This is a genomic window from Microcoleus sp. A2-C3, from assembly GCF_036706065.1.
Lineage (GTDB): Bacteria > Cyanobacteriota > Cyanobacteriia > Cyanobacteriales > Microcoleaceae > Microcoleus.
Window position 1 is genome coordinate 47,301 of the sequence record NZ_JAUBVX010000005.1, and the last position, 14,242, is coordinate 61,542.

At 45.4% G+C, this 14,242-nt stretch carries 14 protein-coding genes; 8 read left to right on the top strand and 6 right to left on the bottom strand.

The window, feature by feature from the left end:
* The first annotated feature begins 96 nt into the window (after positions 1-96).
* Together QUB66_RS04755 and QUB66_RS04760 are read left to right on the top strand one after the other, a co-directional pair.
* On the top strand, positions 97-873 hold the full coding sequence (locus tag QUB66_RS04755; RefSeq protein ID WP_332966675.1) for a RibD family protein: 777 nt from the start codon (positions 97-99) through the stop codon (positions 871-873).
* A gap of 169 nt (positions 874-1,042) precedes the next feature.
* Positions 1,043-2,233 carry a GNAT family N-acetyltransferase gene (locus tag QUB66_RS04760; RefSeq protein ID WP_332966674.1) on the top strand — a complete coding sequence of 397 codons (1,191 nt, stop codon included), beginning with the start codon at positions 1,043-1,045 and terminating at the stop codon, positions 2,231-2,233.
* A gap of 52 nt (positions 2,234-2,285) precedes the next feature.
* Here QUB66_RS04760 and QUB66_RS04765 read toward each other — a convergent pair whose 3' ends face one another.
* A complete protein-coding gene (locus tag QUB66_RS04765) occupies positions 2,286-2,849 on the bottom strand; it encodes a hypothetical protein (protein ID WP_332966673.1) in 564 nt (187 codons plus the stop codon).
* Between the two features lie 173 nt (positions 2,850-3,022).
* Positions 3,023-4,387 (bottom strand): sensor histidine kinase, encoded by a 1,365-nt coding sequence (locus tag QUB66_RS04770; protein WP_332966672.1) that lies wholly within the window; start codon positions 4,385-4,387, stop codon positions 3,023-3,025.
* A gap of 1 nt (position 4,388) precedes the next feature.
* On the opposite strand from QUB66_RS04770, the gene QUB66_RS04775 reads away from it, so the two are divergent.
* From QUB66_RS04775 to ftsH4, 4 genes are all read left to right on the top strand, one after another.
* Positions 4,389-4,553, top strand: a complete 165-nt coding sequence (locus QUB66_RS04775) for a hypothetical protein (RefSeq protein ID WP_332966671.1) — start codon at positions 4,389-4,391, stop codon at positions 4,551-4,553.
* A gap of 241 nt (positions 4,554-4,794) precedes the next feature.
* Complete coding sequence (locus QUB66_RS04780; protein ID WP_265238804.1) at positions 4,795-5,640, top strand: M48 family metalloprotease; 846 nt, start codon at positions 4,795-4,797, stop codon at positions 5,638-5,640.
* 694 nt (positions 5,641-6,334) lie between these two features.
* Positions 6,335-6,877, top strand: coding sequence for a Rieske 2Fe-2S domain-containing protein (locus tag QUB66_RS04785; RefSeq protein ID WP_265238805.1), 543 nt, complete (start codon positions 6,335-6,337; stop codon positions 6,875-6,877).
* 573 nt (positions 6,878-7,450) lie between these two features.
* Positions 7,451-9,316, top strand: a complete 1,866-nt coding sequence (gene ftsH4 / locus QUB66_RS04790; RefSeq protein ID WP_265238806.1) for an ATP-dependent zinc metalloprotease FtsH4 — start codon at positions 7,451-7,453, stop codon at positions 9,314-9,316.
* A 103-nt stretch (positions 9,317-9,419) separates the two neighbouring features.
* Here ftsH4 and QUB66_RS04795 read toward each other — a convergent pair whose 3' ends face one another.
* Positions 9,420-9,854, bottom strand: a complete 435-nt coding sequence (locus QUB66_RS04795; RefSeq protein WP_265238807.1) for a hypothetical protein — start codon at positions 9,852-9,854, stop codon at positions 9,420-9,422.
* Positions 9,835-10,311: a Panacea domain-containing protein gene (locus QUB66_RS04800; RefSeq protein WP_265238808.1), complete on the bottom strand. Its 477-nt coding sequence runs from the start codon at positions 10,309-10,311 to the stop codon at positions 9,835-9,837. Before QUB66_RS04800 ends, QUB66_RS04795 begins: the two co-directional genes overlap by 20 nt.
* 90 nt (positions 10,312-10,401) lie before the next feature.
* On the opposite strand from QUB66_RS04800, the gene vapB reads away from it, so the two are divergent.
* Positions 10,402-10,623, top strand: a complete 222-nt coding sequence (gene vapB / locus QUB66_RS04805) for a type II toxin-antitoxin system VapB family antitoxin (RefSeq protein ID WP_265238809.1) — start codon at positions 10,402-10,404, stop codon at positions 10,621-10,623.
* Between the two features lies 1 nt (position 10,624).
* Complete coding sequence (locus QUB66_RS04810) at positions 10,625-11,005, top strand: type II toxin-antitoxin system VapC family toxin (protein ID WP_332966670.1); 381 nt, start codon at positions 10,625-10,627, stop codon at positions 11,003-11,005.
* Positions 11,006-11,113: 108 nt separating this feature from the next.
* Here QUB66_RS04810 and QUB66_RS04815 read toward each other — a convergent pair whose 3' ends face one another.
* Positions 11,114-12,712, bottom strand: coding sequence for a B12-binding domain-containing radical SAM protein (locus QUB66_RS04815; RefSeq protein ID WP_265238811.1), 1,599 nt, complete (start codon positions 12,710-12,712; stop codon positions 11,114-11,116).
* 400 nt (positions 12,713-13,112) lie between these two features.
* On the bottom strand, positions 13,113-14,078 hold the full coding sequence (locus tag QUB66_RS04820; RefSeq protein ID WP_332966669.1) for an NAD-dependent epimerase/dehydratase family protein: 966 nt from the start codon (positions 14,076-14,078) through the stop codon (positions 13,113-13,115).
* Positions 14,079-14,242 lie beyond the last annotated feature (164 nt).

Consider the following 14,242-nt stretch of genomic DNA (forward strand, 5'->3'; position numbering starts at 1 on the left):
TTACGCCCCGCTACCCTACAACTTTTTGGGGTAGGGAAACGGCACTGCCCTGTCCTCTTTTTCCGTTATGATGTTGTGCGAAAGTTCCATAAATTAATGATAGATAAGATCGATCGACCTTACGCCACAGTCATACTCGCGATCAGTGCCGACGGTAAGATTGCAGATAAAGTGCGATCGCCCGCGAGATTCGGTTCAGCCAACGACAAAGCCCACCTCGAACAACAAGTCGCAGCAAACGATGCCGTTTTGTTCGGCAACGGCACTTTACAGGCTTATGGAACGACAATGCGAGTGATTTCGCCGGAATTGCTCAAACAGCGGGAACTCGCAGGAAAGCCGCCACAACCCGTGCAAATCGTGTGTTCGCGATCGCACCAATTTGACCCGAATTTGCGATTTTTCCAGCAACCGGTGCCTCGCTGGCTGCTGACTGCGGAAGGGGAAGAGGGGGAGAGGGGGAGAGGGGGAGAGGGGGAGAGTCAAACTCCAAGTAATTCGCTTATTCCTTCTTCCTCTTTCCTTCTTCCTTCTTCCTTCTTCCTTCTTCCTTCGATGTTCGATCGCACTATCCATGCTAAAACAACGGATGGAGAAATTGATTGGATTGATGCGTTTCAACAGCTAGCCAGCTTGGGTATCAAACGCTTGGCAATTCTGGGCGGGGGAAAACTGGTAGCGTCTGTGGTCGCTGCGGGCTTGGTTGACGAACTTTGGCTGACGGTGTGCCCGTTAATTTTGGGCGGAGTGGATGCGCCAACTCCGGTTGAGGGAAAGGGTTTTTTGGCGGATGTGGCTCCGAAATTAGAGCTTTTGGCGGTTAAACAGGTGGGACAAGAGGTGTTTTTGCATTATAGAGTTGGGGCGGGCTAGAAGCCCACCCCACAACAGAAGTGGCACAGGCATCTTGCCTGTGGCGGGCTAGAAGCCCACCCCACAAGAGAAGTGGCACAGGCATCTTGCCTGTGGCCAATAATTACACAAGCAGGAGAGATTGTATTAACTTAAATAAAGTTCGATCGCTCTACGCACAAATCTCCCTATGCTGCAACAGCCAAAAACTCAACAATATTCTGTAGCCTGGATTAGCAAAATAGGCGAAATCCCGCAAGTGTCGTGGGATGCCTTGGCGATGCCCCTAAAAACTCCTTTTATGGAATGGGATTGGCTAAACAATCTCGAAATCTCCGGTAGCGCGACAGGTAAAAACGGTTGGCTACCACATCACTTGACAGTCTGGCGTGACAAACAGTTGATTGCTTGTGCACCGCTTTATGTCAAAAGCCACAGCTACGGCGAATTTGTGTTTGACAATCAGTGGGCGGATTTAGCTCAGCGTTTGGGTGTACAATATTATCCGAAGTTGATGGGAATGACACCGTTTACTCCGGCTGAAGGCTATCGGTTTTTGATTGCGCCGGGGGAAGATGAGGATGAGTTAACGGGAGTAATGGTAAGCGCGATCGACCATTTTTGCGATCGCCATAATATCTCCGGTTGCAATTTCCTGTATGTCGATCCGGCATGGCGGCAGCGCATGGAAAACCACGGTTTCAGCACTTGGATGCACCACAGCTATATCTGGCAAAATCAAGGATATCAAAATTTTGATGGTTATTTAGGCGCTTTTAATGCTAACCAGCGCCGGAATATCAAACGCGAACGCAAGGCTGTTGATAAAGCTGGTTTGTTGCTGAAAACTCTGACGGGTGATGACATTCCCCAAGCGATGTTTGGTCAAATGTATGCTTTTTATGAGAATACTTGCGATAAATTTGGTTGGTGGGGTAGCAAGTATCTGACTAAGCAATTTTTTGAACAGTTGCACCACAATTATCGCGATCGCGTTTTGTTTGTCGCCGCCTACGATAAGGAAGATGACAGACAGCCTGTGGGTATGTCTTTTTGTTTGTATAAGGGCGATCGACTTTACGGGCGTTATTGGGGCAGTTTGCAGGAAATTGACTGTTTGCACTTCGATGCTTGTTACTATACACCGATCGAATGGGCGATCGATCGCGGCATCCAAACCTTCGATCCGGGTGCGGGTGGGCGGCACAAAAAACGGCGCGGTTTTCCAGCGATGCCTAACTACAGTTTGCACAGATTTTACAACAACCGTCTGGCGCAAATTCTTAAGTCTTATATTGGTCAAATTAATGAAAGGGAACAGGAGGAAATTGATTTAGTTAATCAGGATTTGCCTTTTAATCAGGAAGATTCTTCGGATTAGATAAGAATCGGCGGTTTCACCCGCCGTCTTATCTAATTCAAAAAGACCTTATCTAATTCAAAAATACTCGCCCATCCTCCTGAATTTCCAGCGATTTAGTATCGGCGCCCAAGTCAGTTGTTGCGCCAAAACTGACTTGCAACATTCCCTGCATCGCCGTGGCTTGCGGGCGAACCAGTAGCAATCCGCCGTCTGGACGCTGGTAAGTGAGGGTGATTGGTACTTTGATGTTTTTGAGTACAATTTCCGATTGTTCGCCGAGAGTGCGCGGTGGAGTCACACCTACGATTTGATAATTGATGAGAGCATTGGTGGTATTCACCAGTTTAATTACTACCATGCCCTCTGCTGGAGAAACTCGCGCACTCGGCAGCGGGAAGCGCGGAGGCGCGTCTGTTGTCGGTTTTGAGGGCATCCCGTTGGGGCTGGGACTTACAGTAGGCATCGGTTCGCTGACGGGCTTTCCAGCGGGCATGGTTTCGGGTTGGGAAACGGGTTTTCCGTGTTGGGGCGGGGGGCCGCCTGCTTGGGAAAGTGTCGCGAGACTGACGAGTAAACCCCCGCAGGTGGCGGCTAACAAGCTGATTTTTTTGAACGGTGGATGGTGGCGAAACATAAATAACTCCTCACAAGTTCGATCGAGATTTTCTAACAAATAGCATGGTAATCTATACCGGAAATGAATTTTAATAGCTGGGTTTGGGCGTGAGGTAGAAAGAATAAGGGTTTGAGGGATAGATTTTTTGGATGTACCGCAGAGCACGCAGAGGAAGAGGGGAAGAGAGAGATTTAGAGGCGAATTTCTGCTGATTTGTGGGCGGGGATGGTGACGGTAACAACGGTTCCTCGATCGACTTGGCTGTCAATGCGGATTTGGCCGCGATGATTTTCGACAATGGCTTTGGAGATAGCTAATCCTAAACCGGAACCGGCGGCGCTGCGGTGGGTGCGGGCGGGATCGGCGCGGTAAAATCGATCGAACAAATGCGGTAATGCTTCCGGGGAAATCCCCATGCCGGTGTCTGTGACTTTGATTTGCAGTGCAGAATTGAGTGCGGACGCATTTCTTTTGTTTTTAGCTGCAAGCTGCAATTGTACTTGAATTTCGCCACCCGATGGTGTGTACTGCACGGCGTTGCTGACAAGATTGGTAAACAGTCGCGCTAGTTGATCCCAGTCGCCCAAGACGGTAAAGTTATCATCAGCGTTTGGTCGATCGACTATTTCCAAACAAAGAGAGAGATTTTGGGTAAGGGCGATCGCCAGTTGTTCTTCAATTACCTCCATCAACAAAGCATCCAGAGGTACATCAACCCACTGCTGCTGCACGATTCCGCTGTCTTGTCTGGCCAAAAACAGCAAATCGTCAACCAACCGCCCCAAACGGCGCGTCAGGCGTTCGATAACCTGTAGCTGTTGGTGTTGCTGCGGTTCGATATCCGGTTCCGCCAAAGCGACTTGGACGTTAAGTTGAATAGTGGCGATCGGATTTCTGAGTTCGTGGGAAGCATCGGCGGTAAACTGTTTAAGACGACTGTAGGATTCTCGGACAGGTGCGATCGCCAATCCCGACAACAGCCAACCAATAGCCGCCACACAAATTAGAGTTAAACCAGCCCCCAAAATCAAATCGAGAATTAATTGTCGAATCGGTTTTGTCACTTCAAACCAAGGATGACTGACTCGCAAATATCCCAAAACTTGGCGACCGATTTCCACACGCTGCGTCACTTGTCTGAGAGAATTGTTTTGATCGGACTGCAACTTATTGTTAATTACCCAAACGGTTTCGCCAGTGCGCTTAGCGTTGATCGGAATATTCAGCGGTTCCGACAAAGTAGACCACAGCAACTCGCCCGTAGGACTGAACCATTCTAAATCAATGTGGTCATCTTCCACAGCATCACTGCTATCTCGAAAACTAGCTTTAATGTTCACTTGCGACTTAGTTTTATTTCCCGCAGTCGGGGAAGTTAGCGGTTCGATCACGAGAGTGCGCTCAACTATTTCCGCCACGTGATTAAGAGTGTCGTCAATGCGATCGATCAAAGTATTGCGAACGTAGAAATAGAAACCAGTCGCAAATACAAGTAACAACACAGCAGTAACAGCAGTGTACCAAATAGCAAGGCGGCGGCGGGTAGTCTGAAACATATTGCGTGCGAAGAAAGAAGGAAGAAGGAAGAAGAAAGAAGGAAGAAGGAAGAAGGAAGAAGGAAGAAGGAAGAGGGAAGAAGGAAGAAGGAAGAAGGAAGAAGGAAGAAGGAAAAAAAGAGCTAGATTATCTTCAAACGATGCTGAACTAATAACCATTAAGTAACTATTAACGAACCATTCACAACTATAACGTTCTTCTCTTCTTGTCTTCTTCTCTTTGTTAGTGTCCTAACGCTTACGCGCCGCTTCGCGTACTGCGTCTTCGCGGTTCGTTCAAAAAAAAGCCTGGTTCGCAAATTATCCAAAAAAATCTCTAACAACTTTCCATTATTAATACTTCAGACAGATGTGGAGATAGCTGTTAGTCTGGTAGGGTACTGGCTAAACTTTTTAGGTAAACGACTGTGAATAGATTTTTATTCCGATTCGGGATCGGCTTATTAATGGCATTTTTTGGGGCAATCACCTATTTTACCAGTAACGTACAAAATCCCGTAACTGGAGAGAAACAGCGAGTGCAGCTTTCTCCCCGCCAAGAGGTAGTTTTGGGATTGGAGGCGCGAGACAAAATGGCGGCTCAATACGGCGGGCTTTATCCTAGCCAAACACTTCAGCAGTATGTCGAGAGAGTAGGAGAAAAAGTTGTCAACGGTTCGGAGGCGAAAAAAGCGGGTTATCCGTTTGAATTCCACCTGCTGCGAGACCCCAAAACTGTTAATGCTTTTGCTCTCCCAGGGGGACAAGTTTTTATTACCGCCGGACTGCTGCGGCGCTTGAATTCTGAGGCTCAATTGGCCGCTGTACTGGGGCACGAGAGCGGTCACGTTGTGGGACGACACGCTGCGGAACACCTTGCAAAACAGCAACTTGGCAGGTCTTTGGTGACGGCGGTTGGAGTGGCTGCTAGCGACGATCGCGGTAACGGACAACAGGCTGCATTAATTGCTCAAGCTGTCAATCAAGTTGTGGGTTTGCGCTACGGTAGAGCAGATGAACTTGAGAGCGATCGGCTCGGTTTTCGGTTTATGACGGAGGCGGGTTACGATCCTAAAGGTATTGTTGAGGTGATGCAAATTCTCGGTGCTGCTAGGAATGGCGAAGCGCCGCCGGAGTTTTTGAGCTCTCACCCGAATCCTGAAAATCGAGTTCAAAAGTTGCAAGCTTTAATCGCGCAAAATTACCCTAACGGCGTTCCAGCTAATTTGGTGTCTGGACGCGAAGAGTTTGCTAAGAATGTGTCAGGCGGTTAGTTGCTGATTGCAAAGTCGGACAAGGGATGGCGCTGAATAAGGGCGATCGGACAATTGGAAGGTTGAAAATAATGGTTTTATCTTCGATAATTAAAGGAAATTCAACCCGTAGTTTGTTAGTTTGGTAGGGGCTTAAACTCCTGTCTCATAGCTCGGATTCGGTTAAATCCGACAGTTGATTCTCAATGCTTCGGACAGTTTTTTACACCCTCTGTAAGCTGATTGCGAGCCAGCCCTCGCATTTTTAATGTATTTGGCGTTGCTGATTTACGGTATGAAAGGCTAAATATGTAATTCATAAAAACCAGCATCTACAAAGCTTCTGGATTTTAAAATTATTTATTTCATACCCTGATTAAGCAACGCCATAAAATGAAGCAGTGAGTTAGATGGCATTTTCTTAAAAATTTGTTTTTATAGTTCAAAATTAAAATATTAATACCATAAAATACCCCTTAAGTCAAGCTTCATAAAAGAACTTTAGTTAATTAAATTTTAAAATTACTTTGCTTACTAACTCTTTTTTGTTATTAATTTGTCATAACTACTCTAGAAGAGCCAGAAAAATTACCTGGCTCTCAATGTCTAAAATGTATAGCACTGATGGTTAGCAGAGTGCTATGATTACACAAATTAAGGTAAAAAAGCCTTAAGAAGTTTGACTTATTCACAGCCAAGGCAGAAGGCTCACACTATGGTCAGAAATCGGCGACAATTCTTGCAATATATGGTGACTGGGACAGCGGGAAGCCTTGCTATTGGGTTACTTTTTCCCACAGCGGGACAAAGCGAAGAAAAAGTTGACTTAGAAAACCTTTGTTCTGCATTTCCCTACAATTCCCAGTGTGAAAATTATCTGCCGGGAGTAAGGGCAGAAGATAGTGAGGAAAAACCTATTGAGGTTTCTGCATTCCTTCCTAACGCAAAAGCGGGGATTCCTGTACTGGTGAAAGGATTGCCAAAAGTTGCTTATTTGGTGATTAATGAGGGGCCGAAGATTGCGGAATATGGTATTAATCCTGTGTGTACGCATTTAGGGTGTACTGTGGAGTGGAAAACAGAGCGATCGCGCTTTGAATGTCCCTGTCATGGTTCTCAGTTCGACGCTCAAGGTCGAGTTATTAAAGGCCCTGCTAAGCGTTCCCTACCGCTGGTGACAGTAGTGGTGAAGCAAAATCAAATCCGTTTAGTGGCTCGCAAACCTGCGATCGATCCGCGCTCAACCATTAAAGATTAAAAAATTGGTAATTGCTCAACTACCCCCCCTCTCCTGAAACTGCCTCAAGCGAGACAGTTTCAGATTGTGAATTTTCAGCAAAAAGCTTCTTCTTAAATAAAATCAACGAGAAAATCAGGGTATGAAATAAATAATTTCAAAATCCAGAAGCTTTGTAGACACTGGTTTTTATGAATTGCATATTTAGCCTTTCATACCGTAAATCAGCAACACCTATTTTTGAAAGTTAAGACTAAATTTAAACGACGAATTTCTAAAGTCCTCTTAAAGAGGACTTTAGCTATGAGACAGGGGTTTTCAACCCCTGTCGGACTCTCGGAACGATCGACAGATTTTCATCAAACCCACTTTCACAAGAGCGAAAAAAGTTCCTCAACCAATCGCCAACCCTCAAAAATATCAAGTCTAAAATCTTAAAAATTAATTTAAAATATTAGTCTCAAACCTAAAATCTCAAATTTAAAATCGGTTAACCGAACTAACCGAGTGAGGAAATCCGCTTGACACCGCGTGCGTATTTAATGACAAAATAGATGAATAAAACTGGTTTAAATTAAAGGACGACAGTTATCAATGGCAATTAAAGACCAGCCCCAACCCCCTCGTTTTCGGCTAATTAGCAATGTCTTGTTATTGCTATCAAGTTTGTTTGTGCTAGCAAACATCTTTTTGCCCAATTTATTCGGGCCACAAATTCCGCAAGTACCTTACAGCTTGTTCGTGCATCAGGTTCAAGAACAAGATGTGGTGAGAGCTTCGGTAGGGCAAAATGAAATTCGCTACCAACTCAAAGGCGAAGGCGACACACCCGGTCAAGTGCTGTCAACTACGCCAATTTTTGACCTGGATCTGCCTAAACTTTTGCAAGAAAAAGGCGTTGAATTTGCGGCAACTCCCCCTTCTAAAAATGGCTGGATCGGCAGTGTTTTGAGCTGGGTGATTCCGCCGCTGATTTTTGTGGCAATATTTCAATTTTTCATGAACAGGCAGGGTGGCGGGCCGCAGGGTGCGCTGTCGATCGGCAAAAGTAAGGCTAAGGTCTACGTCGAAGGCGAATCAGCGAAGATTACTTTTGCTGACGTAGCAGGAGTAGAAGAGGCTAAAACTGAATTAGTCGAAGTTGTGGAATTCCTGAAAACTCCCGACAAATTTACGGCAATTGGCGCGCGAATTCCGAAGGGCGTGCTGTTAGTCGGGCCTCCGGGAACTGGGAAAACTCTGTTAGCAAAGGCGGTGGCTGGTGAAGCGGGCGTACCGTTTTTTAGCATCTCCGGTTCGGAGTTTGTGGAACTGTTTGTAGGTGTCGGTTCTGCGAGAGTTAGAGATTTATTCGAGCAGGCGAAAAAACAGGCTCCTTGTATTATTTTCATTGATGAGTTGGATGCGATCGGCAAATCTCGCAGCACCGGCGGTATGTACGGCGGTAATGACGAACGCGAACAAACTCTGAATCAATTGTTAACTGAAATGGACGGTTTTGCTGCGGGCAATACTACGGTAATTGTGCTGGCTGCAACTAACCGCCCGGAAAGTTTGGATGCTGCTTTGTTGCGTCCTGGTCGTTTCGATCGCCAAGTTTTGGTCGATCGCCCGGATTTATCTGGCCGCGAAGCAATTTTGAACATTCACTCTCAAACGGTGAAGTTGGGCCCGGATATTGATTTGAAGGCGATCGCCACTCGCACCCCCGGTTTTTCGGGCGCAGATTTGGCAAATTTGGTCAATGAAGCTGCCTTGCTAGCGGCGCGTAACAAGCGCCTCGCTGTGGCACAGGAAGACTTTTTAGAGGCGTTTGAGCGCGTTGTGGCTGGCTTGGAAAAGAAGAGCCGAGTGCTCAACGAAAAAGAGAAAAAGATTGTGGCTTACCACGAAGTCGGACACGCGATGGTTGGGGCTTTGATGACGGGCGGTGGCGAAGTGGCGAAAATCTCGATCGTGCCGCGCGGTATGGCTGCATTGGGTTACACGTTGCAGTTACCGACTGAAGACCGTTTCTTGTTGGATGAGTCGGAGTTGCGCGGTCAGATTGCTACACTGCTAGGAGGGCGATCGGCTGAAGAAGTGGTCTTCGGTAGCATCACCACCGGCGCTTCTAACGACTTGCAAAAGGCGACAGATTTAGCCGAGAGAATGGTGACAACTTACGGTATGAGTAAGGTTTTGGGGCCTCTAGCTTACGATCGCTCTCAACAATCTTTCCTCGGCGATGGTATGGGAAATGCCCGCCGCGCTGTCAGTGCCCAAACTGCTGAGGCGATCGACCAAGAAGTCAAAGAAATTGTGGAAACCGCGCACACACAAGCTTTGGATATTCTGAAAGCTAATCGGGAATTGTTGGAAACAATTACCTCGCAACTGTTGGAAACTGAGGTGATTGAAGGTGAAAAACTGCACGAATTCCTGACTCAAGTCAAGCCTGTAGATAAGGTAGTGGCTTGAGTTTAAAAGGGTTTAATTAAACCGCAGATGAACGCAGATGAACGCAGATGAACGCAATATCATCTGCGTTTTTTGATTGACTACGCCAAGATTTATAATAAGTTCAACTATAAAGATTGTGGTCTGGGTCTAGCCAAACAATATAAAAAATATTTTCACTAAAAAATCCATGCACCCTACCGTATTCATTAGCAGATATTTGAAACTGGTAGGGGATATTTACTAGCATAGCTTCATTGGGAATCCCAAAACCATTAGGCTCAGTTGTATCTTGCCATGCTATGCCATGACAGCGCAGGCTTTTACTCTGATTATTAATGATTTCTTGAGAGTTCAATTGTGATAAATCCCGTAACCTTCTCAAAAGAGACGCTAGATATCTAGAATCTCGGCCAGCTAGTGAAAATTTATCTTTGTCATCCTGATAATATCTGAAAGAAAAACTAACTCCTTCCGGTATTTTTACATCTTGACGTTTGATACTAGATAAGGATGGCTGGCGGCGTATATCTGCCTTTTTAGGTTTCTTCGATGACACGGGTTTTGTAAAATTTTTTCATTGATTCCTTAGAAATAATAGCATGAGAGGGTTCATCTCTTGGCAAGTTACCTCTCGCTTTAATCCAAGGGTCTTCGCGACGCACCATCAATTCCAACTCATAGGCGTCGCAAAAGAAATACTCATCGGATAACTCGTCCAAAAACTCTTGTACGTCTTCTGGAAGCTCTGGTTTTTCGACTTCTTTGAGAATTGGCTTAAACCCAAATTCTTCTTTGTATTCGTAAAATAAAGCCGGGATAGTCGGCCCGTGCACCCAGGCTTCAAAATCTTCATCAAAAAGTGGTTTATCTTCAAAGGCTAGATACCATGCTTGGGCATAAAACAATAGTTTTTGTAGCTTGTGGTTGCTGAGGTAGGAGCCTACGTCATTGGCAAACCAAATATAGTAATCTGCTAGTTGGGATGCTGTTGTTATTGTAGTTATTGTGGTCATACAATTCGAGTCAATATGTTTTGGATTCTATGATATCATAAATTACAGTATGATGAGTGAATATCCCATAGTAAAATTTTCACATAAACCATGACTATCGATCTACAGATTTTTCAAACAGTCGTCAAGATGCCAGAATCTCTAAAACAAGAGATTTTGCATTATGCAAAATATTTACTTGAGAAACACGCAAAAACTGAATCATCTCCAGAACAACTTGAACAACCTCATGGTTATGGTAGTTGGGCTGGTCAAATCGTTATGTCTGATGATTTCGATCAACCGCTGGAAGATTTAAAGGAATATATGTAACATGGAATTCCTTTTAGATACTCATGCTTTTCTGTGGTACTTACTTGGCGATTCCAATCTAGGTAGTAAAGCGAAAGAAGCGATTGATACTAAAACAAATTTGTATTTTAGTATTGCCAGCCTTTGGGAAATTTCGATTAAAATTAATGTCGGTAAACTTCAACTGAATCGACCATTTGAAGACATTCCTAAAGAATTGCAATACATTAACGCTCAAATTCTACCAATTACATTTGAAGATACTGAGATTTACACGGGTCTTTCTCTGCATCACCGAGATCCTTTTGATCGGATTTTAGTAGCACAGACGATGAATCATTCGCTGGTTTTGATTAGTCGTGATGAAGCTTTTGATGCTTATCCAATTCAGCGGGTTTGGTGATGAATAAGGTGATTTTTTTATCAGTAAGCCTACCAACAAAAAAGAATACCCAAATACCTAATTTCTTGAAAAAGTCGGTATTTGGGTATTCGGTTTAATTATCGAATCTTAAACTACTTGCACTTGTTTTTCGGCAATAGAAGCTATCAGCGCTTTTTGCTGCGCTTGTTGAGCTTCGTCAGCTAAAAACTCGGCTAATTGTTCTTCGATTTCATCCCGCACAATTTGACGGTATTCTAGGAAGTGCTCGTTGTGAGCGCACACTGTTAAATAGTGATCCCAAACCGCCGGATTGCGTCTGATAATGCTGAACAAATGATGCCAGAACTTCCACCGAGTTGAACGCTTGACTCCTTGTCGCCAAACTACAGTTAGCAGTGCTCGCAAGTCGATCCAACTGGGGATTCTTGAAGGTATATCTGCTGTAGGTGCACCCAACATCAAGAAGTGGCGGTAGGTGCGGTCTAAGTATTTCTCAGCATCGTACACATCAGAAAATGCTTGGACATATTCCCTGGCGATATCTTCTAGTGGCCGCGTGGGAATGAAGTTCATCAATGTAGTCTGATTCAGGTTGCCGGATTTGTCGCGCAATCTGCCTTCTTTTGCTAGTCTGTGGGACAATGCAGTATGAGGCAAAGCTTGCAACATTCCAAAGGTTGTACTCGGAATTGCTGCTGCTTCGGCGAAGTTGACAATGCGTTGGCCTGCACCTGCTTTTTCGCCGTCGAATCCGATGATGAATCCAGCCATGACTCGCAAGCCGGATTTGGCAATTAATTCTACGGATTCTATCAGAGAATTGCGGGTGTTTTGGAATTTCTTGGTCATTTGCAGGCTTTCTTCGTCGGGGGTTTCAATTCCCAGGAAGACTGCATTGAAATGACACTTCACCATCATATCCATCAATTCTTGGTCTTCCGCTAAATCGATGGATGCTTCTGTGTTGAAGTTGAAGGGGAATTTGTGTTCTATTTGCCAAACTTCTAACTCTTTTAGCAACAGTTTGACATTGCGTTTGTTGCCGATAAAGTTGTCGTCTACCATGAACACGCCGCGCCGCCAACCTAGGTTGTAGAGACAGTCTAGTTCTGCGATTAATTGTTCGGGGTTTTTGGTGCGGGGTTTGCGACCGTAGAGGACGATGATATCGCAGAATTCGCACTGGAAGGGACAACCTCGCGAAAATTGAATTGACATCGAATCGTAGCAGTCTAATTCGAGCAAGTCGAAGCGGGGAACCGGGGTTGTGGTAACATCGGGTTTTACGCCGTCCGATCGATATATTCCACTTTTTTCACCGCGCCCGATTGCTTCGACGAACATGGGTAGGGTGATTTCGCCTTCGTCGAGAATCAGGTAATCGATGCCCGCTGCTTGGGGTTCTTCGGGTACGGAGGTTGGATAAGGGCCGCCGCAGGCTACGGATTTACCGCGCCGTTTGGCTTCGCGGATGATGTCTAGCAAGTCTTCTTTTTGGACAATCATTGCGGACAGAATAACGAGCTCTGCCCATTCCCATTCTGCTTCGGTGATTTGTCGGATGTTACGATCGACTAACTTAAATTCCCATTCTTGGGGTAGAATAGCTGCTACTGTTACCAAACCCAGCGGTGGAAGCAGCACTTGGCGATCGACTAATTCTAGGATTTTCTCGTAAGACCAAAATGTTTTCGGGAACAGGGGGTAAACTAGAAGAACTCGCATATTATGTTAAACCTCACATCAGTAAACAACTTGCGATCGGGCTGGCGGGGCGTGAGAGTTCGATCGACTCTCAAGACTTAATTTTAAGGCTAAAATTACGATCTGGCGCGCGATCGACTATCCGGCGAGGGGCGATACCCCCTAACACGAAGATAATCGGCGCAATTTAATAAATTTGCAGTCTCTTGTCAAAGCCCGCAAATGCTGATATCTTATCGTATTTCATAGTTGATTGACGATAATCGCATTTAAACAGCATGGGAATCAGGCAAAAAAGAATTTGAAACAGTAGACTTGAATTACAAAAATAATTAGGGACGATGCTCTGAGCAACGTCCCACAATCTTTCTTGTGGGATGGGCTTTGAGCATCGTCCGATTATTGGTGCGGAGTGTACGCGCTACTTTGCATTTTTATCGGGAATCCCGCTAGTTCTTAACATATCAGCAACTGTGGCGCAATAACTCGGCAGTCCAACGCTTTCGGGATTGACAAGATTTTGATAGGTAAAATGGCGGTAGCTAATACAAAATCTGTCCCAAGCAGCCATCTGAATTCGGAACAGCCAGATAAAGAAATCGGCTAGCCAAGCTGACAGAGTGATCCGAAAAAAAATCTTTTTATGCAAATATTTGCAAGCTTGTTCGACAACTTGGTTCGCGGTAATCGCCGGATTTCCTAGCACAAAATGTCGCGTCTCCTCAGAAGCTGGGGGATGTTCTACTAAGTAATTAACGACTGTGGCAATATCTGCGCCGTGGATGAAGTGAAAGCTGCCATCTGCCTTAAACCAGCGAATCAAACCTATCCATTTGGCGACAAGTGGCAAACCGGATGATAGGTGAGAAACGGGTTTTTCTGCATCTCCTCCCAATACTAAGGTTGGGTAAAGTGCGGTAATCGGAGGCACATTTGTCAAGGTCGATAATTGCGTCATGCAATCGTATTTGGATCGAACATAATCTGTTCCCAGTTCCCCGGCTTCTTTGAGCAAGTTGTTGTCTCTACCGAGGATGCTGGCTGTTGAAAAGTATATTACTTGTTGGCAAGTCTGGGGCGAAAGTAGTTGAATTAGGCGCAGGGTTTTGGTGACGTTGACATCAAAAACTTCTTGGGTTCCTCCCCAAGCTGTGGCGGCTAAAATTGCTACGTCTATTGTTTGCAGAAGTTCGGCATGGCGATCGATATCTTTCATGTCGCCTTCTATAATATTGATGCCGGGGCGGGCTTTCCAGTCAAATTTTAGCTTATCGGGGTTGCGAACTAATAGGTAAAGTTCGTGGTTTGTCTGTTGAATCAAGGTTTCGGCCATGTAGTGACCGATACAGCCACTTGCACCCGTCACAAAAATTTTTTTGGGGTTCATTTTGCCGGAGGGGAAGAGGGGAGAAATGAGCGTTTTTTATGGTAGGGAAACGGCACTGCCGTGTCCTCTTTCCACGGTAGGGAAACGGCACTGCCGTGTCCTCTTTCTTACAAATATTGTGTGTTTTGTCCACAAATATTGTGTGTTGTTGGCACGGAAGGAGA